The organism is Kribbella sp. HUAS MG21 (genome assembly GCF_040254265.1).
Taxonomy (GTDB): Bacteria; Actinomycetota; Actinomycetes; order Propionibacteriales; family Kribbellaceae; genus Kribbella.
In genome coordinates this window covers 545430-566143 of record NZ_CP158165.1, presented here as the reverse complement: position 1 = coordinate 566143, position 20714 = coordinate 545430, and the positions used below count along the sequence as shown (strand labels likewise).

28 protein-coding genes and 1 tRNA gene are annotated in these 20714 nt (G+C 70.2%); 19 read left to right on the top strand and 10 right to left on the bottom strand.

The genetic code is table 11. The features are described 5' to 3' along the window. The first annotated feature begins 71 nt into the window (after positions 1–71). Entirely contained in the window at positions 72–1298 is a 1227-nt protein-coding gene (locus ABN611_RS02720; protein WP_350278146.1) for an FAD-binding protein, read from the top strand. Here ABN611_RS02720 and ABN611_RS02715 read toward each other — a convergent pair. After that, positions 1295–1804, bottom strand: a complete 510-nt coding sequence (locus ABN611_RS02715) for a MarR family transcriptional regulator (RefSeq protein ID WP_350278145.1) — start codon at positions 1802–1804, stop codon at positions 1295–1297. The genes ABN611_RS02720 and ABN611_RS02715 overlap by 4 nt on opposite strands. Next, positions 1801–3138, bottom strand: a complete 1338-nt coding sequence (locus ABN611_RS02710) for a nicotinate phosphoribosyltransferase (protein WP_350278144.1) — start codon at positions 3136–3138, stop codon at positions 1801–1803. The genes ABN611_RS02715 and ABN611_RS02710 overlap by 4 nt, the downstream gene beginning before the upstream one ends. A 55-nt stretch (positions 3139–3193) precedes the next feature. On the opposite strand from ABN611_RS02710, the gene clpS reads away from it, so the two are divergent. From clpS to ABN611_RS02670, 8 genes are all read left to right on the top strand, one after another. Beyond that, on the top strand, positions 3194–3481 hold the full coding sequence (clpS, locus tag ABN611_RS02705; protein ID WP_350278143.1) for an ATP-dependent Clp protease adapter ClpS: 288 nt from the start codon (positions 3194–3196) through the stop codon (positions 3479–3481). Beyond that, entirely contained in the window at positions 3478–4032 is a 555-nt protein-coding gene (locus ABN611_RS02700; protein ID WP_350278142.1) for a DUF2017 domain-containing protein, read from the top strand. Before clpS ends, ABN611_RS02700 begins: the two co-directional genes overlap by 4 nt. Before the next feature lie 73 nt (positions 4033–4105). Further along, a complete protein-coding gene (locus tag ABN611_RS02695) occupies positions 4106–5260 on the top strand; it encodes a hypothetical protein (protein WP_350278141.1) in 1155 nt (384 codons plus the stop codon). 24 nt (positions 5261–5284) lie between these two features. Beyond that, positions 5285–6262 (top strand): aldo/keto reductase, encoded by a 978-nt coding sequence (locus tag ABN611_RS02690; protein WP_350278140.1) that lies wholly within the window; start codon positions 5285–5287, stop codon positions 6260–6262. A 71-nt stretch (positions 6263–6333) separates the two neighbouring features. Then, the gene (locus tag ABN611_RS02685; protein ID WP_350278139.1) at positions 6334–6792 is read left to right on the top strand and encodes a M67 family metallopeptidase; all 459 of its coding nucleotides are present in this window, start codon (positions 6334–6336) and stop codon (positions 6790–6792) included. A 2-nt stretch (positions 6793–6794) separates the two neighbouring features. After that, on the top strand, positions 6795–7073 hold the full coding sequence (locus ABN611_RS02680) for a MoaD family protein (RefSeq protein WP_350281587.1): 279 nt from the start codon (positions 6795–6797) through the stop codon (positions 7071–7073). A 2-nt stretch (positions 7074–7075) separates the two neighbouring features. After that, the gene (locus tag ABN611_RS02675; RefSeq protein ID WP_350281586.1) at positions 7076–8026 is read left to right on the top strand and encodes a cysteine synthase family protein; all 951 of its coding nucleotides are present in this window, start codon (positions 7076–7078) and stop codon (positions 8024–8026) included. A gap of 82 nt (positions 8027–8108) precedes the next feature. Next, positions 8109–8627 carry a DinB family protein gene (locus ABN611_RS02670; RefSeq protein ID WP_350278138.1) on the top strand — a complete coding sequence of 173 codons (519 nt, stop codon included), beginning with the start codon at positions 8109–8111 and terminating at the stop codon, positions 8625–8627. Between the two features lie 188 nt (positions 8628–8815). Here ABN611_RS02670 and ABN611_RS02665 read toward each other — a convergent pair whose 3' ends face one another. Further along, positions 8816–9178: a hypothetical protein gene (locus ABN611_RS02665; RefSeq protein WP_350278137.1), complete on the bottom strand. Its 363-nt coding sequence runs from the start codon at positions 9176–9178 to the stop codon at positions 8816–8818. A 167-nt stretch (positions 9179–9345) separates the two neighbouring features. On the opposite strand from ABN611_RS02665, the gene murI reads away from it, so the two are divergent. Both murI and ABN611_RS02655 read left to right on the top strand, forming a co-directional pair. After that, positions 9346–10149 carry a glutamate racemase gene (murI, locus tag ABN611_RS02660; protein ID WP_350278136.1) on the top strand — a complete coding sequence of 268 codons (804 nt, stop codon included), beginning with the start codon at positions 9346–9348 and terminating at the stop codon, positions 10147–10149. A gap of 106 nt (positions 10150–10255) precedes the next feature. Continuing rightward, the gene (locus tag ABN611_RS02655) at positions 10256–11002 is read left to right on the top strand and encodes an MBL fold metallo-hydrolase (RefSeq protein WP_350278135.1); all 747 of its coding nucleotides are present in this window, start codon (positions 10256–10258) and stop codon (positions 11000–11002) included. A gap of 1 nt (position 11003) precedes the next feature. Here the strand turns inward: ABN611_RS02655 and ABN611_RS02650 are convergent, their stop codons facing one another. Both ABN611_RS02650 and ABN611_RS02645 read right to left on the bottom strand, forming a co-directional pair. Beyond that, positions 11004–11840 carry an SAM hydroxide adenosyltransferase gene (locus ABN611_RS02650; RefSeq protein ID WP_350278134.1) on the bottom strand — a complete coding sequence of 279 codons (837 nt, stop codon included), beginning with the start codon at positions 11838–11840 and terminating at the stop codon, positions 11004–11006. Positions 11841–11994: 154 nt separating this feature from the next. Then, positions 11995–13167, bottom strand: a complete 1173-nt coding sequence (locus tag ABN611_RS02645) for a Gfo/Idh/MocA family oxidoreductase (RefSeq protein WP_350278133.1) — start codon at positions 13165–13167, stop codon at positions 11995–11997. A gap of 167 nt (positions 13168–13334) precedes the next feature. On the opposite strand from ABN611_RS02645, the gene ABN611_RS02640 reads away from it, so the two are divergent. From ABN611_RS02640 to ABN611_RS02625, 4 genes are read left to right on the top strand one after another with little or no spacing between them, the layout of a single operon-like run. After that, positions 13335–14165: an SGNH/GDSL hydrolase family protein gene (locus ABN611_RS02640; RefSeq protein WP_350278132.1), complete on the top strand. Its 831-nt coding sequence runs from the start codon at positions 13335–13337 to the stop codon at positions 14163–14165. A 10-nt stretch (positions 14166–14175) separates the two neighbouring features. Continuing rightward, positions 14176–14892, top strand: coding sequence for a ribonuclease PH (rph, locus tag ABN611_RS02635; RefSeq protein WP_350278131.1), 717 nt, complete (start codon positions 14176–14178; stop codon positions 14890–14892). Then, the gene (gene rdgB / locus ABN611_RS02630) at positions 14889–15494 is read left to right on the top strand and encodes an RdgB/HAM1 family non-canonical purine NTP pyrophosphatase (RefSeq protein ID WP_350278130.1); all 606 of its coding nucleotides are present in this window, start codon (positions 14889–14891) and stop codon (positions 15492–15494) included. The genes rph and rdgB overlap by 4 nt, the downstream gene beginning before the upstream one ends. Positions 15495–15496: 2 nt before the next feature. Then, positions 15497–16087, top strand: coding sequence for a hypothetical protein (locus ABN611_RS02625; RefSeq protein ID WP_350278129.1), 591 nt, complete (start codon positions 15497–15499; stop codon positions 16085–16087). Here the strand turns inward: ABN611_RS02625 and ABN611_RS02620 are convergent. Both ABN611_RS02620 and ABN611_RS02615 read right to left on the bottom strand, forming a co-directional pair. Further along, a complete protein-coding gene (locus tag ABN611_RS02620; protein WP_350278128.1) occupies positions 16084–16683 on the bottom strand; it encodes a transcriptional regulator in 600 nt (199 codons plus the stop codon). The two genes, ABN611_RS02625 and ABN611_RS02620, sit on opposite strands and share 4 nt — an antisense overlap. Then, positions 16680–17051, bottom strand: coding sequence for a hypothetical protein (locus ABN611_RS02615; protein ID WP_350278127.1), 372 nt, complete (start codon positions 17049–17051; stop codon positions 16680–16682). Before ABN611_RS02615 ends, ABN611_RS02620 begins: the two co-directional genes overlap by 4 nt. A gap of 72 nt (positions 17052–17123) precedes the next feature. On the opposite strand from ABN611_RS02615, the gene ABN611_RS02610 reads away from it, so the two are divergent. Then, positions 17124–18230: a PEP/pyruvate-binding domain-containing protein gene (locus ABN611_RS02610; RefSeq protein WP_350278126.1), complete on the top strand. Its 1107-nt coding sequence runs from the start codon at positions 17124–17126 to the stop codon at positions 18228–18230. A 79-nt stretch (positions 18231–18309) separates the two neighbouring features. Further along, entirely contained in the window at positions 18310–18624 is a 315-nt protein-coding gene (locus tag ABN611_RS02605) for a hypothetical protein (protein ID WP_350278125.1), read from the top strand. Positions 18625–18705: 81 nt separating this feature from the next. On the opposite strand, the gene ABN611_RS02600 is transcribed toward ABN611_RS02605, so the two are convergent. Then, positions 18706–19065 carry a helix-turn-helix domain-containing protein gene (locus ABN611_RS02600; RefSeq protein ID WP_350278124.1) on the bottom strand — a complete coding sequence of 120 codons (360 nt, stop codon included), beginning with the start codon at positions 19063–19065 and terminating at the stop codon, positions 18706–18708. Positions 19066–19120: 55 nt separating this feature from the next. Here ABN611_RS02600 and ABN611_RS02595 point away from each other — a divergent pair, with 55 nt between their 5' ends. Continuing rightward, the gene (locus ABN611_RS02595; RefSeq protein WP_350278123.1) at positions 19121–19801 is read left to right on the top strand and encodes an SDR family oxidoreductase; all 681 of its coding nucleotides are present in this window, start codon (positions 19121–19123) and stop codon (positions 19799–19801) included. Between the two features lie 73 nt (positions 19802–19874). On the opposite strand, the gene ABN611_RS02590 is transcribed toward ABN611_RS02595, so the two are convergent. Further along, the gene (locus ABN611_RS02590) at positions 19875–20261 is read right to left on the bottom strand and encodes a helix-turn-helix domain-containing protein (RefSeq protein ID WP_350278122.1); all 387 of its coding nucleotides are present in this window, start codon (positions 20259–20261) and stop codon (positions 19875–19877) included. 78 nt (positions 20262–20339) lie between these two features. On the opposite strand from ABN611_RS02590, the gene ABN611_RS02585 reads away from it, so the two are divergent. Next, positions 20340–20621, top strand: coding sequence for a hypothetical protein (locus ABN611_RS02585; protein WP_350278121.1), 282 nt, complete (start codon positions 20340–20342; stop codon positions 20619–20621). 8 nt (positions 20622–20629) lie between these two features. On the opposite strand, the gene ABN611_RS02580 is transcribed toward ABN611_RS02585, so the two are convergent. Further along, a tRNA-Leu gene (locus ABN611_RS02580) sits at positions 20630–20710 on the bottom strand. Positions 20711–20714 lie beyond the last annotated feature (4 nt).

Here is a 20714-nt window from a genome sequence, read left to right as displayed (position 1 = left end):
CCCTGGTGTGCGAGGCTCGGGCGGACGGGTCGGGTGGGTCGGGCTAGGAGAGGCGGTCGGGCGTGGGCACGGTGACGAACTGGGCGGGCAACGTCAGCTTTGCGAGCGAGCTGCGGCGGCCGCGGTCGGTCGAGGAACTGCAGGAGCTGGTCGCGGCGGCCGAGAAGGTCCGGGTCCTGGGGACCGGGCACTCGTTCAACCGGATCGCGGACAGCTCCGGCGCACTCGTCAGCGTCCAGGACCTCCCGAAGGTCGTCGAGCTCGACGACCGCGGCGCCACCGTCAGCGCCGGACTGCGGTACGGCGAGATCACCGCCGCGCTGCAGGCCCGTGGGCTCGCCCTGCACAACCTCGGCTCGCTGCCGCACATCTCGGTCGCCGGCGCCTGCTCGACCGGCACGCACGGCTCCGGCGACGGCAACGGCCCGCTCGCGGACGCGGTCAACGCGATCACGTTCGTGAACGCCGAGGGCGAGCTCGTCACGCTCACCCGCGAGGACCCGGACTTCGCCGGTTCGATCATCTCGCTTGGCGCGCTCGGCGTGACCGTCAGCCTGACGCTCGACGTGCAACCGACGTACGAGATCAGTCAGGTGGTGTACGACGGGCTGCCGGTGGAGCGGCTCGGGACCGACTTCGCGGAGGTGATGGGCAGCGCGTACAGCGTGAGCGCGTTCACCGACTGGGTAGACCCGGAGGTGATGGTCTGGCGCAAGCGGCGCGAGCTCGCGGCGCCCGAGCCGGAGTGGCTGGGCGCGAAGCTCGCCGACGGGCCGCGGCACCCGATCAAGGTGATGCCGGCCGACTACGCGACCCAGCAGGGCGGCGTACCGGGCCCGTGGAACGAGCGGCTGCCGCACTTCCGGCTCGAGTTCACGCCGAGCAACGGCGACGAGTTGCAGTCGGAGTACTTCGTGGCGCGCGAGCGGGCCGCCGAGGCGTTCGACGTACTGCGGGCCCTGGGCAACCGGTTCGCGCCGGTGATCCAGGTGTCGGAGGTCCGGACGATCGCCGCCGACGAGCTGTGGCTGAGCCCGAGCCAGGGCCGGGACACGGTCGCGCTGCACTTCACCTGGATCCAGGACGAGGCGCTGGTCCGGCCGGTCGTCGCGGCGCTGGAGGAAGCACTCGCACCGCTCGACGCGCGTCCACACTGGGGCAAGGTCTTCGCCGCCGACGCCACCACCCTCGCCGAGCGCTACCCCCGCGTGAAGGACTTCATCGGGCTGGCCACGAGGCACGACCCGACCGGCAAGTTCCGCAACCCGTACCTCGACACCTACCTGCCGCTGAGCTAGAGCTGGGTGAGGTCCTCGACGGTGCCGGTGATGGTCCAGAGCAGGTTGCGGAGCCGGCGGCGGTCCTCGGCGGTGAGCTTCGCGAGGGCCCGGCGACCGGCTCGGTCGTAGATCTCCTGGACGGTGTGGGCCAGTTCGACGCCGCGGTCGGTCAGCTCGATGCCCACCTGGCGGGCGTCGGTCGTGCTCTTCACCCGGCGGACCAGGCCGGCGGCCTCCATCCGCTGGGTGGTCTTGGTTGCCGTCGGCACCTCGACATCGAGCACCTTGGCCAGCCGCGCCACCGGCAACGACCCGTGGTGCAGCAGCTTGGCCAGCACCAGCTCCTGCCCGGTGTGCAAGCCGGTCCCGGCCAGCTCCTCCGCGAGCGCCTTCCGCGCGGCGCGCTCCGCGAACCGCAGGGCGACCAGCACGTCCGCCTCGTCGGCGGGCGCGTCCGGCGACCACGCCGGCTGCGCCGCTTGGGCCCGGGGTGCGCCACCGGGGCTGCCGGCGCCGCTCGTCACACGTGACTCCGGGACAGGAACGGGTTGCGGGCGTCGTAGTCGCCGATGTACTCGGTGGGGATGACCGGCTCGCCGCGGCTCAGCTGGCTGGCGAAGCGCGGGAGCTCGTCGCGAACCTTCTCGTGGTGCGCCTGCGACTCCTGCGGCGTCGTCCGGCCGACGATCTTGCCCGCCTCGACGAGCGGTTTCAGCAGCACGCGGTCGTCGCCGTCGTCCACCGGCTGCTCGCCGACGCCGATCAGCTCGACCTCGGCGACCCCGGCCGCGGACCGCCGCCGCATCGCCCACTTGCGCCCGCCGATCGAGATCTTGTCCGGGCTCTTCTTCGCCACCGGCACCAGCTCGCCGCTCGCGTCCTCGCGGGCGACCAGCTTGTACACGAACCCGCAGGTCGGGTACCCGGACCCGGTGACCAGCGACGTACCGACGCCGTACCCGTCGACCGGTGCTGGCGCGAGGGCGGCGATCTGGTACTCGTCGAGGTCGCTGGTGACGATGATCCGGGTCTTCGTCGCGCCCAGCGAGTCGAGCTGTTCACGCACCTGCCCGGCCAGCGACGGCAGGTCGCCGGAGTCCAGCCGGACCGCGCCGAGCTCCGGGCCGGTCAGCTCGATCGCGGTCCGGACCGCCTCCGCGACGTCGTACGTGTCGACCAGCAGCGTCGTACCCTTGCCGAGCGCGTCGACCTGGGACCGGAACGCGTCCCGCTCCTGGTCGTGCAGCAGCGTGAACGAGTGCGCCGCCGTACCGGTGCTCGGGATGCCGTAGCGGCGGGCGGCCTCCAGGTTCGAGGTGGCGCTGAACCCGGCGATGTACGCCGCCAGCGCCGAGGCGACCGCGGCCTCCTCGTGGGTCCGCCGCGAGCCCATCTCGATACAGGGCCGGCCACCGGCCCACCAGGTCATCCGGGACGCCGCCGAGGCGACCGCCGAGTCGTGGTTGAGGATGGACAGGAATACGGTTTCCAGCAGCACCGCCTCGGCGAACGACGCCTCGACCACCAGCACCGGGGAGCCCGGGAAGAAGATCTCGCCGTCGGCGTAACCGGAGATGTCGCCGCTGAACCGGTAGTCCGCCAGCCAGTCCCGGGTAGCCTGGTCGACAACGCCGCGATCGGCCAGGAAAGCGATCGCCGACTCGTCGAACCGGAACTGTTCGAGCGCGTCCAGCAGCCGGTTGACGCCGGCGAGCACGCCGTACCGGCGGCCGTCGGGCAGCCGGCGGGCGAACAGCTCGAACACCGAGCGCCGCTGCGCGGTGCCGTCGGCCAGGGCGGCCTGCAGCATGGTCAGCTCGTAGTGGTCCGTCAGGAGCGCGGAAGACGCAGAGGACATGGTCACAAGGGCAGCCTATTGCGAGAGCGGAACCGATGATGGAGAGAATGGACAGGTGACCACCGCACCAAGCGAGCTCGAGAGCGCCGAGGTCGACGAGGCGATCGAGCTGAGCCCTCCCTGGGTGACCATCGTCTGGAACGATCCGGTCAACCTGATGGACTACGTCACGTTCGTCTTCCAGACGTACTTCGGCTACTCCAAGCAGAAGGCGGAGAAGCTGATGATGCAGGTGCACTCCGAAGGCAAGTCGGCGGTCTCGAACGGCAACCGGGAAGCGATGGAACGCGACGTGGAAGCGATGCACTCCTACGGCCTGTGGGCCACCTGCGAGAAGTCGTGACGCGGTTCCGCAAGCGCCGCAAGACCGTCGTCGTCAGTTTCGCCGAGCACGAGGCCGACATCCTCGCGAACCTGCTCCGCAACCTGGTCGAGCTGCTGTACGACGGGCTCCCGCCGCGCACCACCGCGTCCGCCGACCCGCTCGAGGCCCTGCTCAGCGAGAACGACGGGCCGACCTCGCCGCCCGAGGACGTCGTACTGCAGCGGCTGCTGCCGGACGCGTACAAGTCCGACGACATGGCGTCGGCCGAGTTCCGCCGGTTCACCGAGCGCGGGCTGCGCGAGGGCAAGGTCACCGACGCCAAGCGGGTGCTGTCCGCGCTGGAGGAGTCCGGCGCCGACGAGATCGCGCTGGAGCCCGACGAACAGCTGTCCTGGCTGCGCGCGCTCAACGACCTCCGGCTGGCCATCGGCACCCGGCTCGGCATCAAGGACGAGGACGACTATGCGTCCTGGGAGAAGCTGGACGACGACGACCCGCGGCGGCTCACCTACGACCTGTACGACTGGCTGGGCTACCTGCAGTCGGCATTGCTCCACAACATGCGCTGACGGGCCGTGGCTGGGGCATGTTTGCGCTCCCGCTGGGTACCGACTGGCAGACCCCGATGCGGTAGGAGGTCGCATGTCAGTCACAGCACAGGACATTGGCCGCGTCATCGGGCTGCACGGTGACGGCCTGCCCGTGGTCTCGCTGTACGCCCAGATCCCGCTGGACCCCGCCGAGCGCGGCGGCTTGATGGGCCGGGTCCGCAGCCTGCTGGCCGACGTCCGCGAGGCAGCGGACGGCCAGTCCGTCGACCACGCGGCACGGATGTCGCTGCGGGAGGACCTGCAGCGGATCGAGGAGGCGTTCCGGAGCGAGGGCCGGTGGCCCGGCACCCGCTCGGTGGCGGTCTTCGCGTGCAGCGGACGCGGTGTGTTCGAGGAGATCCGGCTGCCCCGGCCGGTGCGCGACCGGGCGGTCGTGGACGAGACGGCCTTCGTACGGCCCGTGCTCGCCGTACTGGACCAGTATCCGCGGTGTTGCGTCGTCCTGGTGGACGCCGCGGTCACCCACGTGTGGGAGCTGTACCAGGGCGAGCTGAGCGAGGTGCGCACGCTGCGCGGCCGGAAGCTCCGGGACCCCGACTACGCCCGCTGGCGGCGGGAGTTCACCACGCACAACCGGGCGCGGGAGCTGGAGAAGGAGCACTACCGGCGGACCTTGCAGTTGCTCGACGAGCTGTTTCGCGTGACGCCGTACGACGTCCTGGTGGTCGGCGGGCTGGAGCAGGAGGTGCCGGGCTTCGTGGAGTTCCTGCCGCAGCGGCTGCGGAACCTGGTCGCAGGGACGTTCGTCGTCGACCAGTCGACCGACAACCGGGAGGAGATCAAGAAGCGCGCCGGCGAGGTGCTCAGCGAGTACGAGCGCAAGTCCGAACGCGAGGCCGTCGGCCATGCGCTCGAGACCGCGGCTGCCGGTGGGCGAGCCGTCGTCGGGCCGGACGACTGCCTGTGGGCGGGCAGCGTCGCCGCCGTCGATCGGCTGCTGGTGAAGAGCGACGCGGTGCTGCCGGGCGTGGTGTGTGACGCGTCGGGCTGGTTGGGTACGTCGGGAGACAAGTGCCCGATGTGCGGCGAGGCGGTCCGGAAGACACCTGACGTACTGGACGAACTCGTGCAGGTGGTCATCGAGGAGGGCGGTGCCATCGACCACGTGTCGCAGGACACGCGCCTGCGGGAGGACCTGGTCGCGGCGGAGCTGCGCTTCCCGCTGCCACCGGTGCCGACCGGCTGACGCGGGCCGCCTACGGTAGGCGGCATGGAGACGCGCAGGCTCGGGCGGACCGGGCGAGACGTTGGTGTGGTCGGGCTCGGTGCGTGGCAGCTCGGCGCCGACTGGGGAGCGGTGGACGAGAGCGACGCGCTCGCGGTCCTGCACGCCGCGGTCGACGGCGGCGTGACGTTCATCGACACCGCGGACGTGTACGGCGACGGGCGCAGCGAGCGGCTCGTCGGGCAGGTGCTGAAGTCGTCCGACGGGCTGACCGTGGCCACCAAGATGGGTCGTCGGGTCGAGCAGGTGCCCGAGAACTACACGCTGGACAACTTCCGCCTGTGGAACGACCGCTCCCGTGCCAACCTCGGCGTCGACACGATCGACCTGGTCCAGCTGCACTGCCCGCCGACGCCGGTGTACTCCGACGACGCGGTCTTCGACGCGCTCGACACTCTCGTCGACGAGGGCCGCATCGCGTCGTACGGCGTGAGCGTCGAGACGTGCGCCGAGGCGCTGACCGCGATCGCGCGGCCGAACGTCGCGTCGGTGCAGATCATCCTGAACGCGTTCCGCCTGAAGCCGCTCGACGAGGTCCTCCCCGCCGCGCGCGAAGCCGGCGTCGGCATCATCGCCCGGGTCCCGCTCGCCAGCGGGCTGCTGTCCGGCAAGTACGACGAGCACACGACGTTCGGGCCCGACGACCACCGCACCTACAACCGGCACGGTGAGGCGTTCGACGTCGGGGAGACGTTCTCCGGCGTCGACTTCGGCACCGGCCTCGAGGCGGTACGCCGGCTGATGCCGTGGCTGCCCGCGGGCGCGACGATGGCCCAGTTCGCGCTCCGCTGGATCCTCGACCAGCCCGGCGTCTCGGTCGTCATCCCCGGCGCTCGCAACCCCGCCCAGGTCGCCGGCAACCTCGCCGCCGCCACCCTCCCGCCCCTCACCGACGACCAGCAGGCCGCCGTCCGCGAGACCTACGACACCCTGATCCGCCCGCAGCTCCACGACCGCTGGTAACTGCCTGTCCGCATCGTGGACCGACTCCGTGGTTGGCGGGGCGGGCGCGCGGGTCGCCGTACCGTGGAGGCGTGCTGGTCATCGAGAAGGCGACGTACGACGCGATCGTGGCGCACGCGCGCAAGGATCACCCGGACGAGGCGTGCGGGGTGGTCGCGGGTGCCGAGGGGTCCGACCGGGCCACCCGGTTCATCCCGATGCTGAACGCCGCGATGTCGCCGACGTTCTACGAGTTCGACTCCGGCGACCTGCTCCGGCTCTACAAGGAGCTCGACGAGCGCGACGAGGAGCCGGTGGTGATCTACCACTCGCACACCGCCACCGAGGCGTACCCGTCGCGGACCGACATCAACCTCGCCCAGGAGCCCGGCGCCCACTACGTGCTGGTGTCGACGCGGGACGGCGCCGACTCCCCGGAGTACGACGGGCCGGTGGAGTTCCGGTCGTACCGGATCGTCGACGGCGAGGTCACGGAAGAAGAAGTACGCGTGGTTGGTTCCTATACAGAAATCCCTGAAGGAGAGAACTAGAGATGGCGATCGAACTGCGCGTGCCGACGATCCTGCGCACCTACACCGGGAACGCGAAGGTCGTCGAGGGCGACGGCGCGAACCTGGCCGAGCTGATCGACAACCTGAACGGCGCGCACCCGGGCCTCAAGGAGCGCATCGTGGAGGGCGAGCCGGAGGAACTGCGCCGGTTCGTGAACGTGTACGTGAACGACGAGGACGTCCGGTTCACCGGCGGCCTGAAGACCGAGGTCAAGGACGGCGACGTGGTCGTCGTGCTGCCGGCCGTCGCCGGCGGCTGAGCCTGATGCGCTTCGACAACCTCCTGGACTCGGTCGGCGGTACGCCGCTGGTCGGTCTGCCCAAGCTCTCGCCGTCGGCCGACGTCCGGCTCTGGGCGAAACTGGAGGACCACAACCCGACCGGTTCGATCAAGGACCGGGCGGCGCTGCGGATGCTGCTGGACGCCGAGAAGGACGGCCGGCTGCGGCCGGGCAACACGATCCTGGAGCCGACGTCGGGCAACACCGGCATCTCGCTCGCGATGGCGGCCAAGCTGCGCGGCTACCGGATGGTCTGCGTGATGCCGGAGAACACCTCCGAGGAGCGCCGGCAGATCCTCCGGATGTGGGGTGTCGAGATCATCTCCTCCCCGGCCGCGGGCGGCTCCAACGAGGCCGTCCGGGTCGCGAAGCAGGTCGCCGAGGAGCACCCGGACTGGGTGATGCTGTACCAGTACGGCAACCCGTCGAACGCCCAGGCGCACTACGACGGCACCGCGCGGGAGATCCTCGAGGACCTGCCGTCGGTGACGCACTTCGTCGCCGGCCTCGGGACGACCGGGACGCTGATGGGCGCCGGCCGGTTCTTCCGCGAGCACAAGCCGGAGGTCCGGATCGTCGCCGCCGAGCCGCGGTACGGCGAACTCGTCTACGGCCTGCGCAACCTCGACGAGGGCTTCGTGCCGGAGCTGTACGACGAGACGCTGATCGACGCCCGGTTCTCCGTTGGTCCTCGCGACGCTGTCCGCCGCGTCCGGGAACTCCTCGACAACGAGGGGATCTTCGCCGGCGTCTCGACCGGCGCGATCCTGCACGCCGCCCTCGGCCAGGCCGCCAAGTGCGTCCGCGACGGCGAGTCGGCCGACATCGCGTTCGTGGTAGCCGACGGCGGCTGGAAGTACCTGTCCACCGGAGCCTACGAGGGCACCATCGACGAGGCCGAAGACCGCCTCGAAGGCCAGCTCTGGGCTTAGCCCAGTCCGGCAGTAACCGGGACCTGTTGCCGGTCTGGCAACTTCGCGTGCTGTTTCGGCGAGGTTTCGGCAGGCTGGGGCGATGGCGAGACGCAGACGTGATGCCGGACCGCCGGCGACCGGGCCGGGGGAGCGTGAGGTGCTCGTCGGGTTCCTCGACTACCTTCGTACGTCGATCGCGGCCAAGGCGGAGGGGTTGCCCGAGGACGAGGTCCGGGCAGCTGGTGTGCCGTCCGGGACCAATCTGCTCGGGCTGATCAAGCACCTGACCGCGGTCGAGCGGCACTGGCTGCTCGGAGAACCGGTGCGCAGCTGGCCCGCAACGTTCCGCGCCGGCGCGCACGAGCCCGCGGCCGCGGTACTCGCGGCCTACCGCGAGACCAGCGCGGAGGCGAACGCGACGATCACGACGTGGACCGACCTGGACACCCCCGGCCCCAAACCAGGCAAGCGGGGCCCGCAGGGCAGGCCGAGCACGTCCGGCGCGGGAAATGCGCCGTCGCGCCGGTGGACGTTGGTGCACCTGATCGAGGAGACTGCCCGGCACGCGGGGCATGCCGACATCATCCGCGAGCAACTGGACGGCCGAACCGGCCGCTGAGCCTCGCAGGGGGAAACCGCGGACAGGTGGTGGAGGCCGTGGACATCTGGCCAGGTGTCCACGCTCCCCGCGGGTTGTCCGAGGTTGCGGGTGAGTGGATGCCGGACCGGCGGGCGGAGGGCCGGGCCGGACGTGGTGCCGGTTGTTGCTTGAGGCACCGGTTGCAGGGGTGGTTACGTCATGTCCGCCTACGGTTCTTTGAACAGGACTCTGCGGCCGAGTCGGGGGTGGACGCCGCGGCCCTTGCAGCTGTTGCAGGGGCGTTGGGCGTAGCTGAAGAGGCTGCCGTGGTGCCGGCCGGCACCTTTGCACCTGTTGCACTTGGCGTTCGGGTGCAGCGACAGCGAGACGACGTATCCAGCGATCGTCGCCATCAGCAGCAACAGCAGCATGCCGGTCGGCCCGAGGGCCGACGCGATGTCCGCGACTGTGCCGTTGTTCGTCTCCGTGGCCTGGCTGGCCGCCTGTCCTGCGGCGGTCACGTTGTCGGGCTGCGGAGTTGGTGCTGCGGTGGTACCGATCACCACCGCGAGGTGATGCGCGAGGTTCATGGCATCACGAGGGGCGGTCGAACAAACATCGCTCCAGAGTGGCGTGCATCACGCGAAAAGGCAATTCCATAACGTAAAGATGTGGACAACCCCGGCGTGTCGCCGACGCCGGTTAGGTAAGCCTGCCTTCGGGTCTGCCCGGCGGCGGACCTGTATAAGCTTTTCCCGTGGCAGACGCACCGGTGGGGATCTTCGACTCAGGCTTCGGGGGACTCACCGTCGCCCGCGCGGTGCTCGACCAGTTGCCGCACGAGCCGATCCTCTACCTCGGTGACACCGCCCGGCAGCCGTACGGTCCGAAGCCGATCGCCGAGGTCCGCGAGTACGCGCTGGAGTGCCTCGACCACCTCGTCGACGCCGGCGTGAAGATGCTCGTGATCGCCTGCAACTCGGCGAGCGCCGCGATGCTGCGCGACGCCCGCGAGCGGTACGACGTACCGGTCGTCGAGGTGATCCTGCCGGCCGCGCGGCGCGCCGTCGCCGCGACCCGCAACCAGCGCGTCGGCGTGATCTGCACGAAGGCGACCGCGCAATCGCTTGCCTACGAAGACGGTTTCGCGGCCGCGCCGCAGGTGGAGTTGTTCACCCGCGCGTGCCCGAAGTTCGTGGACTTCGTCGAGTCGGGGGTGACGTCCGGGCCGGAGCTGCTCGAGGCCGCGCACGAGTATCTCGACCCGCTGGTCGAGGCCGGCGTCGACACGTTGATCCTCGGCTGCACGCACTACCCGTTGCTCACCGGCGTCATCTCGTACGTGATGGGCGACAACGTCACGCTGGTCAGCAGCGCGGAGGAGTGCGCCAAGGACGTGTACTCCGTGCTCACCAAGGCCGACCTGCTGCGGCCGGACCACCTGCCCACCCCGGCGCACCGCTTCGTCACCACGGGAAACCCGGCGGAGTTCGCGGCGATCGGCTCCCGGTTCCTCGGCCCGGCGCTGGCGAACGTGGACCAGTTCGCCTGGATCCGCTGACGATGTGACCTGAGTCGCACCTGAGTCGCACGCGGCCGTCGTACATCCGTTGTCAGGGGCATCGGTGTCCCTGCGAACGCAGCGACCCGCCGGTAGGGTTCGAAGTATGAAGCTCACCGTGATCGGTTGCTCCGGGTCGGTTCCCGGGCCGGACTCGGCCGCCTCGAGCTATCTGCTCACCGCCGACGGGTTCCATCTGGTGCTCGACCTCGGCAGTGGCGCACTCGGTGCGCTCCAGCGGCACATCGCCGTACCGGAGATCGGGGCGATCGGCCTGTCCCACCTGCATCCCGACCACTGCATGGACCTGTGCGGGCTGTACGTCGCGGCGCGCTACGCGCCCGGGTCGCCGATCCCGCGGATCCCGGTGTTCGGCCCGCCCGGTACGGCGGGACGGATGGCGCTCGCGTACGACCTGCCGCTCGACCCGGGCATGGAGGAGGAGCTGGAGTTCCACGCCTGGCGGGACGTCCAGCAGGTCGGGCCGTTCACGATCCGCACCGCGCCGATGGTGCACCCGGTCCCGGCGTACGCGATCCGGGTGGAGCACGGCGACAAGTCGCTCGTCTACACCGGCGACACCGGGCCCAACGAGGCACTGGTCGAGCTGGCCCGCGGCGCCGACGTGCTGCTGTCCGAGGCCGCGCTGCCGGACGACGTGCCGGACAACCCGGTCGACCTGCACCTGACCCCGTCCGACGCCGGCGAGCACGCCACGAAGGCCGGGGTGAAACGGCTCGTCATCACCCACGTGCCGCCGTGGTACGACCGCGTCACCCAGGCCGAGCACGCCCGCCGTACCTTCGCCGGCCCGGTCGAACTCGCCACCCCGGACGCGGTCTTCGACATCTGACTCAGGCCACGTTCGCCTCGACCGGCTCCAGCAGGGTGTCGCCAGGTCGCAGCCCGAACGCCGCGGCTGCCGATCCGCCGCGGATCACCAGTTCGGTGAAGCCGCTGCCGGAGCTGCCCGGGACGATGCCCGGCGCGTTCCGCGGTACGGCGGTCAGGTGCGGGTAGCACGCGACCTCGACGACCGTCGTACTGCCGTCGTCGTTGCGCCGGGCAACGGGCAGCGTGCTGCCGAAGTCCGGTTCCAGGCGGCGGTCGAGCTTGCAGTTGCCGAAGTTGTCGACGATGGTCACGACCGGATCGGCGTCCAGGACCTCCGGTACGGCGGTCTCGACCGCGGGCACCGGCCGCCCGTCGGCGACCCATTTCGCGAGCAGCGGCAGGTACCACAGGCTCCGGAACTGGGTGCCGGCGATCTTCTCGATCTCGTCCGCGCCGAAGCCGGCGGCCGTCACCGCGTCGCGGATGTCGGTGACGTACACGTGCTCGACGCCGAGCTCACGCCGTACCAGGGAGAGCACGCGGGCGTTGAAGGTGCTCGCGACCAGATGCTTGCCGTGGTGGAAGAAGCAGAACGGGACGCCGTTCGGCCAGACGCCGTCGCGCGGCGCGATGTTCAGCAGCGTGATGGTCGGATGCCCGTCCTCGCCCAGCGACGAGGTGGCCACCAAACAGTCGAGCAGGGTGAGGGCGGCGAACGACTCCGGATCAGGTCCGTCGGCCGCGACGATCGTCGGCGACTGGCCGAACAGGGCGCCGATCCGGGTGCTGAGTCTGGCGCGGGCGTTGCCGTCGAAACAGTCGGTGATGTAGGTGATCGGGTACAACTCAGGCTCCATGTGGTGTGCAGCTTTGTCCGGAAACGAAAGAGGCCCCCGACATCGGGGGCCTCTCGCTGCAAGCACATGTGCCTACGCCGCTGAAGTCCTCCCGCATCGAGGGCTCAGCATTCGCATCGCGGCGTACCTGGTCACGTCGGAAAGGGTAGCACCCTCAGCGCGTCTGCCCGTTGTCGAAGTACGCGACCAGGGCCGGGTCCAGCGCCGGGACGTCCTGCGGTACGCCGTTCGCGCGCAACGACTGGGTGGCGGCGTACCCGGCGGCGACCGCGGCGCGGGCGGCGATCGGGGACGTGAGGGTCGCGCCGCCGTCGCGGACGAAGTTCACGAACTCGGCCACCAGGTGCGGGTCGGCACCGCCGTGGTTCTCGGTGTCGCCGGCGATCTCGACGACCTGGTCGGCGTCCTCGCGGTAGCCGGAGCGGCGGCTGTTCCACACCTTCACCACACCGCCCGGCCCGTCGCCGAAGTTCTCCAGCCGGCCGTGGGTGCCGATCACGGTGTAGTTGCGCCAGTAGTCGGGCGTGTAGTGGCACTGCTCGTAGGTCATGAAGACGCCGTTGTCGAGCAGTAGGTTCGCCATCGAGAGGTCCTCGACGTCCATCACCGGCGCCAGGCCCTTCTGCTCCAGCGGCGGCCAGTTGTCGATCGACACGAAGTCCTTGAACCGCTGGCCGGTGCGGTCCATCCGGTCGGTGATGTCGCCGTACAGGGTGAGTGCGCCCATCGCGTTCACGCGGGTCGTGTAGCCGCCGGCCAGCCAGTGCATCACGTCGATGTCGTGGGCGCCCTTCTGCAGCAGCAGCCCGGTGGTCCGGCGCCGGTCGGCGTGCCAGTCCTTGAAGTAGTAGTCGCCGCCGTGGCCGACGAAGTGCCGGCACCAGATCGCCTTCACCTCGCCGATCGCGCCGTCCTGGATCAGCTGGCGCATCGTCAGCACGACAGGCATGTGCCGCATGTTGTGGCCGACGTACAGCCGGGCGCCGGAGTCGTACGCCGCCTGCAGGACGCGGTCGCAGCCCTCGGTGGTGATGGCGAGGGGCTTCTCGACGAACACCGAGACGCCGGCCCGGAGGAAGTCGATCGCGGGACCCTCGTGCAGGTCGTCGGGCGTGGTCAGGAACACGCCGTCGAGCTTGGCGTCCAGCAGTTCGGTGTGGTCGGCGTGCGCGGTCGCCTCCGGGTACAGCTCGAGGGCGGCGTCGCGCTGCGGCGCGGACGGGTCGGCGAGGGTCACCACCTCGGACCCCTCGCCCGGACGGTGCGCGTACTGCGCGATGCGGCTGCGGGCGCCGAGGCCCACGACGCCAAACCGAAGATCAGTCATACCAGGCAGCTCCTGCACATAGTTGTTTGTAACAGCCTAACTCCGAGCAATTCTGGCTAGCAATCAGTGGTCCTCCTGCTGGAATTGCAGAGAGTTTCCCCGCCGCCCTCCTGGTCGTCATCCGCCGAACACCGCGGTCTCGCTCCGTGCCGCCACCATGGCGGAATGTGAGCCTCCACTACGTGGCACTGGGGGACTCGACCACTGTAGGTGTCGGGGACCCGATGAACGGCAGCAGTACGACCGACCTGTCCGGTGCCGGTGCGCGCCCGGGCGAGGGGTGGCGGGGCTGGGCCTCGCTGCTCGCCGACTCGCTGGCCAGCACCCACCGTGTGACGTTCTCCAACTTCGCGACCAGCGGCGCCACGGTGCCGGTCGTCGCGACCGAGCAACTGCCCCGGACCGGCGACAGTCGCATCGATCTCGCCTCGCTGATCGTCGGCGTCAACGACACCCTGCGCTCCACCTTCGACGCCGGCCGGATCCGGGAGCACCTGCATGTGTGCGCCGAGCAGCTGACCGCACGGGGTGCGTTGCTGCTGACCGTCCGGTTCCACGACCACGGCCAGGTGTTCGGGCTGCCCCGGTGGCTGCGGCGGCCGCTGTGGCACCGGATCGAGCAGGTGAACGTCGTGTACGACGACCTGCACGCGCGGTTCGGCGGGATCCGGCTGGACATGGCCGACTACCCCGAGGTGTACCGGCGGGACTTCTGGAGCGTCGACCGGCTGCACCCGGGGGAGCGCGGGCACCGCAAGCTGGCCCGGGCGTTCGCCGACGAGCTGGCGGTCCGCGGGCTGCGGATCGACGTACCGCCGGAACTGGACTGCGCGTACCGGCCGCCGAGCAGGTGGGCGGACACCGTGTGGCTGGTGAAGGAGGGGGCGCCGTGGGTCGGGCGGCGGGCCAACGACCTGTTGCCCTGGGCCGGCCGGATGGCGATCAGCCAGCTCCGCTCCCGCCCACTCGATGCGGAGGTCCGCCGGGTCCAGGCATAGGGTTTGACGCATGGCCCGTATCGATGGACGTAACCCTGACCAGCTCCGCCCGGTGAAGGTGACCCGGAACTGGCTCGACCACGCCGAGGGCTCGGTGCTGGTCGAGTTCGGGCGGACCCGGGTGCTGTGCGCGGCGAGCGTGACCGAGGGCGTGCCGCGCTGGCGCAAGGGCAGCGGCCTCGGCTGGGTCAGTGCGGAGTACGCGATGCTGCCGCGGGCCACCAACACCCGCTCCGACCGCGAGTCCGTGAAGGGCAAGATCGGTGGTCGCACCCACGAGATCTCCCGGCTGATCGGCCGGTCGCTGCGCGCCGTGATCGACTACAAGGCCCTCGGTGAGAACACGATCCTGCTGGACTGCGACGTCCTGCAGGCCGACGGCGGCACCCGCACGGCGGCGATCACCGGTGCGTACGTCGCGCTCGCCGACGCGGTGTCCTGGCTGCGCGAGCGGAAGCTGCTGAAGAGCGAGCCGCTGACCGGGTCGGTCTCCGCGGTGTCGGTCGGGATCATCGACGGGACGCCGATGCTGGACCTCTGCTACGAGGAGGACGTCCGCGCCGAGACCGACATGAACCTGGTGATCACCGGCGACGGCAAGTTCATCGAGGTACAGGGGACGGCCGAGGGCGCGCCGTTCGACCGCGCCGAGCTGGACAGCCTGCTGGAACTCGGTGTCGCGGGCTGTGCCGAGCTGACCAAGATCCAGCAGGAGGCGCTCGCGTGACCAAGGTCTTGCTTGCCTCGAACAACAAGAAGAAGCTCGAGGAGCTGCGGCGGATCCTGACGCCGATCGTGCCCGGTATCGAGGTGCTCGGGCTCGGTGACGTCCCGCCGTACGACGAACCGGCCGAGACCGAGCCGACGTTCGAGGGGAACGCGTTGCTGAAGGCGCGGGCCGCGCTCGAGGCGACCGGACTGCCGTCGATCGCCGACGACAGCGGCATCTGCGTGGACGCGCTGAACGGGATGCCCGGCGTGCTGTCCGCGCGCTGGTCCGGCCCGGCGAAGGACAACCACGCGAACAACCTGCTGCTGCTCGGTCAGCTGGAGGACGTGCCGGACGAGCGTCGCGGGGCGTCGTTCGTGGCGGCGGTCGCGTTCGTCCGGCCGGACGGCCCGGACGAGATCGTGCTCGGCGAGATGCGCGGCTCGGTGATCCGTGAGCTGCGCGGCACCGGCGGGTTCGGGTACGACGTGCTGTTCCAGGCCGAGGGCTACGACCGGACGACGGCCGAGCTCTCGATCGAGGAGAAGGACGCGATCAGCCACCGGGGCAAGGCGCTGCGCGCGCTGGCGCCCGTCGTCGCCAAGGCGCTGGGGAGCTAGCCATGTTGTTCGCCGGATCGGACAAGGACGGGGTGGCGAGCGGGCGGATCACCGTCGCGTACCGGCGGTGGGCCGAGCCGCGGGTGGTCGAGGGCCGGGTCTACCGCACGAACGCGGGCCGGATCGAGGTCGACAGCATCCGCGAGGTCAATCCGGAGCTGATCGCGGACAACGACCCCGACCTCGAGCTCGCCGACCGGCGGAACGCGCGGGACGTCCGGCGCCGGCTGCGCGGGGACGAGACGCTGCCGACGTTCCTGATCCGGTTCCACCTGGTCGAGGGGCCGGATCCGCGCGAGGAGCTGGCCGCGCAGACGTCGTTGTCGGACGCCGACCTGGCCGAGCTGCGGGAGCGGCTGGCCCGCTTCGACGAGCTCAGTCAGCACGGAGCCTGGACGCTCGACACCCTGCGGCTGATCCAGACCAAGCCCGCGACCCGGGCCGCCGAGCTCGCGGCTTCCGTGGGGCGCGAGACCGCGCCGTTCAAGCTCGACGTACGCAAGTTGAAGAACCTTGGGCTGACCTACAGTCTCGAGGTCGGGTACCGGCTCTCGCCCCGGGGTGCGGCGTACTTGGATGCTGAGGGCAACTAGCGGCGCAGGTTGAGGGTCGCCAGCAGGTCCTCGTGCAGTTCGAACCAGACCCGGTGACAGGAGTCGACGTCGCTGCGGTCGACCCATTCCGTGTCGCCTGCGGCAGCGCGTTGCAAGGCGTGTGCGAAGCGGGTGTCGTAGCCGCGAAACCGTGGCAGGGTGGTGGTGAGCCGTTCGGCGATCGGCTTGAGGGCGCCGTTGATCACCTCCAGTTCGTGCAGGACGCCGGCGTCCCAGGACGGGTCGGTGTGGTCGTTCGCGGCTAGTGGGTCGGTCGGCGTCGGGCGCAGCTGCCAGTCCGTGCAGGCCTGTTGCAGCAGGGCGTTGAGCGGCAGGAATTCGTCGTACAGCTTGCGGACGGTGTCCGCGTTGTCGGCCAGTTCGGTTTTGAGGAGGCGTTCGTTCTCGGTGCGGCCTGCCTCGGTGAGCGACCAGCCCGCGGTGCCGGCGAAGCTGCTGTACGTCGTCCAACCGCGCGCCTCGGCGTCTTGGAGCGTTGTGTCGACCTCCTCCTGTGGGAGGTCGAACCGTCGGGCGACAGCGGTTGTGTCCGCGAAGCCCAGCAGGCGGACCGCGTGCAGGACCAGGTGTGTCATGAATCCTGCCGCGCGGTGAGTCGGTTGAACCGCTGCTGACAGGCCTGCGGTGAGCTGAAGCCCATCGCGTCGGCCATGTCCGCCCAGGTGAGCCCTGAGCTCCTGGCCAGGAAGAGCAGACCTGCCTCGACCTCGTCGACCTCGGCGCGGGCTGCCGGCAACAGTGCGAGGGCCGCGAGCAGGTCGTCGTCGGTCAGGTCCGCGGATCGCCAGGCCGCGAACTGGGTGAGATCCACCGCCGACAGGGGGATCCGCGCCGGTCGCCACGGCCGGCTGGGTAGGTCCTTCGCGCCCTTCGCGAGTAGTTGCTCCCGGGCTTCCCGCTGGCGGTCGGCCTGCGCTTGGTCGGCGTCGTGCTTGCGTCGCATGCGTCTACCGTGGATCATCAACAGAACGTTGTCAACGTTTTGTTGTCAACGTTTCGTTGATAGGGAGGCGTCGTGCTGATTCCGCTCGCGGAGGCTACGGCTGAGGTGTGTGGCGGGAAGGCTGGTGGGCTGGGCGCGTTGCTGCGGGCCGGGTTCCCGGTGCCGGACGGGGTCGTCGTACCTCCCGACGGTCTGGACGTGGACGAGCTCGGCCGGTGGCTGGCGAGCGCGGGCGATCCACCGGTCGCGGTCCGTTCGTCGGCGTCGAACGAGGACACCGCGCTGACGTCGGCGGCAGGCCAGCACGACAGCTTCCTCGCCGTGCAGGGCGTTACCGCGGTCGTTGACGCCGTACGCGCCTGCCGGTCGTCGCTGTGGTCCCCGCGCGCAACGGCGTACCGCAAGGGCTCCGCAGTACCGTCGATGTCCGTCATCGTCCAGCACCACGTGGACGCCGACATCTCCGGCGTCCTCTTCACCGGCCCCACCACCGTCATCGAAGCCTCCTGGGGCCTCGGCCCCACCGTCGTAGAAGGCCGAACCACCCCCGACCACTACGAGATCACGGCCGGCTCCGTCACCAGCACAATCCCCGACAAACCCACCTCCCTCCACCGTGACGGCTCCGGGCTCATCACCCGAGCGGTCCCCGCCATGCGCCGCCGTACGCCGACCCTGACCGACGCGACCGCCGTACGCCTGGCCAACCTGGGCCACTGCGTCGCGAGTCTCCTGGGTGCGCCGCAGGACATCGAATGGGCGATCGCCGGGGACGCACTCTGGCTCCTCCAGACGCGCCCGATCACCGCCGAACTCCCGCGCTCGGCCGACCCCCACCCCGCACCGTTGACGGGCACCCCCGGCAGTCACGGCACGGCCACAGGGCCCGCGAGAATCGTCCGCGGGCCCGCCGACTTCCCGCACGTCATCCCCGGCGACATCCTCGTCTGCCCGCACACAGACCCCGCCTGGACCCCGCTCCTCACCATCGCCGCAGGCGTCATCACCGAAACCGGCGGCCTCCTCTCCCACGCCGCCATCGTCGCCCGCGAACACGGCATCCCCGCCGTCCTGGCAGTCCCGCACGCCACCACCAAGATCCGCAACGACACCCCAACAACCCTCCACGGCACCACAGGCACAATCCACCTACAGCCCAAGCCTGAGCAGCGGGTTTGATCGTCAGCTCTGGCCATGTCGCGCACAGAGCGTTACGGTGATCCGATCCCGAGGGGGGCTCGGGGATGGAGGGGGAGTCATGTCTGATTCCATGACAGCGGGTACTCGGGTTGCCGTGGCCATCGGCGCCATCAAGTGGGTGCTGATCGCAGTGGCGATCGTCGTCGCCGGCGTGGGCGTACTGCGGGCAGTCGCCGACGGGTCGGAGTACGACGTCGTAGTCGGAGTTGTGGCGGTTGGCGGAGCCGTCGTGTGGAGCCTGTTCGTGTGGGTGCTGTTCGGGTGGTTCGAGCACACCCTGACGGCACTGATCGCGATCGCACGGAACACTGGGCCTCGGCTCCCAGGTTCGTACGACGTACCGCCGGCACCGTACGAACAGCACCGGCTGTGAACTGACGCCGCACAGGCGGGCGACGGAGTCGTCGCCGATCCGCCGTACCGCATGAAGTTGATCGGAAGGCGCTGGTCGGGTTCAGCCTGCGGTGGCTCGCTCGCGGGCGGCGAGGATGTCGGGTACGTGCGTCTCGGCCCATTGGCGTACGGCGCGCAACGGGACGAGGAGCGAGCGCCCCAGTTCGGTCAGGGCGTATTCGACGTGGGGCGGGTTGCCGCCCAGGTCGGTGCGGGCGAGCAAGCCGTCGGTCTCCATGGCGCGCAGCGTCTCCGTGAGGGCCTTGGGGGTGATGCCGCGGATGTGCGCCTTGAGGTCGGTGAACCGCATCGGCCCGTCCTCGAGGGCGTTCACGACGAACACCGTCCAGCGCGCCCCGATGCGGTGCAGCACGGTGCGACTCGGACAGGTCGCCGCCATGACGTTGTACGCCTTGCTCATGAGGCCCTCTCGGTAGCGTTGAAGATACCGGTAGCAAATCTATACCGTCTCGGTCATGGACGAGAACCTGACAGGCAAACGGATCCTGGTCGTCGGCGGGGCCCGCGGTATCGGCGCCGACATCGCCCGGCGCACCGTCAAGGCCGGCGCCGACGTCGTCGTCGCCGCCCGGTCCGGCGCCGACGTGCGGATCGACATCGCCGACGAGACCACCATCGCCGGCGCCGCGGAGTACCTCGGCACGTTCGACCACGTGATCTCCACCGCGTCGGCGCACCACGACGTGGCGGTGCCCGACCTGGAGCACGACAAGCTCCGGGCCGCGTTCGCCGCCAAGATCGTCGGGCCGTTGCTGCTGGCCAAGCACTTCGCCCGGCGGATGCCGGCCGGCGGATCGTTGCTGTTCTTCTCCGGCATCGTGGGCTGGAAACCCAAGCCCGGCACCGTCGTCAAAGGTGCTGCGAATGCTGCCCTGGCCGCGCTGGTCACCCACCTGGCCGTCGAACTCGCGCCGTTGCGTGTCAACGCCATCGCGCCCGGCTTCACCGACTCGGGCATCTGGGACCGGCTACCGGACGAGCGTCGCACCGCCTTGTACGACGGCGCTGCCGCGGCCTCCCTCACGGGCAGAGTCGGGACGCTCCAAGACGTCAGCGACACCGCACTGTGGCTCCTCGGCGCGGGCTGGGTGACCGGCGAGACGATCCACGTCGACGACGGCACCCGGCACCGCTGATCCGGCGCAATCGATGCCCACGGCAACTACGCCACCAGCATCGGTGCCTACGGATGGTTGACCACTGCGCCACTCATCGCGGCTGCGCGCGTCGCACGTGGAGGTCCTCGAGGCTGAGGTCTTCGCCGTGCGCGGACAGTACGGCGACCCGCACCGGTGCACCGTCGGCGTCGACCACCTCCAGTGGCGGACGCTCCTGCAACGTGTCGCCCCATTGCCACAGTGCGAGCAGGACCGGTAGGAGCGCCCGTCCCCGGTCCGTGAGGTGGTACTCCGACCGGGCGCGTTGGCCAGGCTCGCGGTAGGGGCGTTTCTCGAGGATCCCGGCACCGACCAGCTCCTTGAGTCTGGCCGCGGCGACCGCGTCGGTGATGCCGACGCGTCTGGCGAATTCGTCGAACCGGGTCGCGCCGTACAAGGCTTCCCGGAGCAGCAGCAGTGCCGACCGGGTGCCGACCACCGCGACTGCCGTGTCGATCGAGCAGTCGTCGGCCCGCCAGCGATCCCGCTCGCGGCCTGGCTGCTCCGGCCCCTCGCAGTGGCGGCCCTGGCCACCGGGCTGGCCGCAGCCGCCCGCGGCCGGTCGCTTCGCCAGCGGTGGGTGCTGACCAAGCTCGCCATCACGACGGCACTGACACTGCTCGTCGTCCTGACAGCGGAACCCGGCCTCGCGTCCGCGGCGACCGGCCTCGTCACCGACCGGACCCGCACGACGTACGCCGTGGTTCCCGTCGTGACCGCCGCCCTGCTCCTCGTGAACGTCGTACTCGGGGTGCGCCATCGGATCCCGGAGGTCGGCAACGATGCCCGCGCAGGCTGACGTGGTTGTGCCAGAGGCGGGAGTTGAACCCGCACGCCCGGGGGCGCCGGCACCTAAAGCCGGTGTGTCTGCCGTTCCACCACTCTGGCTGAG

Bases quoted from the DNA above. Each gene is read 5' to 3' on its own strand.
- ABN611_RS02620 (WP_350278128.1), bottom strand. From the start codon at position 16,683: ATGACACACCTGGTCCTGCACGCGGTCCGCCTGCTGGGCTTCGCGGAC.
- ABN611_RS02710 (WP_350278144.1), bottom strand. From the start codon at position 3,138: ATGTCCTCTGCGTCTTCCGCGCTCCTGACGGACCACTACGAGCTGACC.
- ABN611_RS02650 (WP_350278134.1), bottom strand. From the start codon at position 11,840: ATGGAGCCTGAGTTGTACCCGATCACCTACATCACCGACTGTTTCGAC.
- ABN611_RS02655 (WP_350278135.1), top strand. From the start codon at position 10,256: ATGAAGCTCACCGTGATCGGTTGCTCCGGGTCGGTTCCCGGGCCGGAC.
- ABN611_RS02690 (WP_350278140.1), top strand. From the start codon at position 5,285: ATGGAGACGCGCAGGCTCGGGCGGACCGGGCGAGACGTTGGTGTGGTC.
- ABN611_RS02615 (WP_350278127.1), bottom strand. From the start codon at position 17,051: ATGCGACGCAAGCACGACGCCGACCAAGCGCAGGCCGACCGCCAGCGG.
- ABN611_RS02670 (WP_350278138.1), top strand. From the start codon at position 8,109: ATGGCGAGACGCAGACGTGATGCCGGACCGCCGGCGACCGGGCCGGGG.
- ABN611_RS02665 (WP_350278137.1), bottom strand. From the start codon at position 9,178: ATGAACCTCGCGCATCACCTCGCGGTGGTGATCGGTACCACCGCAGCA.
- ABN611_RS02625 (WP_350278129.1), top strand. From the start codon at position 15,497: ATGTTGTTCGCCGGATCGGACAAGGACGGGGTGGCGAGCGGGCGGATC.
- ABN611_RS02595 (WP_350278123.1), top strand. From the start codon at position 19,121: ATGGACGAGAACCTGACAGGCAAACGGATCCTGGTCGTCGGCGGGGCC.
- ABN611_RS02600 (WP_350278124.1), bottom strand. From the start codon at position 19,065: ATGAGCAAGGCGTACAACGTCATGGCGGCGACCTGTCCGAGTCGCACC.
- ABN611_RS02605 (WP_350278125.1), top strand. From the start codon at position 18,310: ATGTCTGATTCCATGACAGCGGGTACTCGGGTTGCCGTGGCCATCGGC.
- ABN611_RS02695 (WP_350278141.1), top strand. From the start codon at position 4,106: ATGTCAGTCACAGCACAGGACATTGGCCGCGTCATCGGGCTGCACGGT.
- rph (WP_350278131.1), top strand. From the start codon at position 14,176: ATGGCCCGTATCGATGGACGTAACCCTGACCAGCTCCGCCCGGTGAAG.
- ABN611_RS02680 (WP_350281587.1), top strand. From the start codon at position 6,795: ATGGCGATCGAACTGCGCGTGCCGACGATCCTGCGCACCTACACCGGG.
- ABN611_RS02645 (WP_350278133.1), bottom strand. From the start codon at position 13,167: ATGACTGATCTTCGGTTTGGCGTCGTGGGCCTCGGCGCCCGCAGCCGC.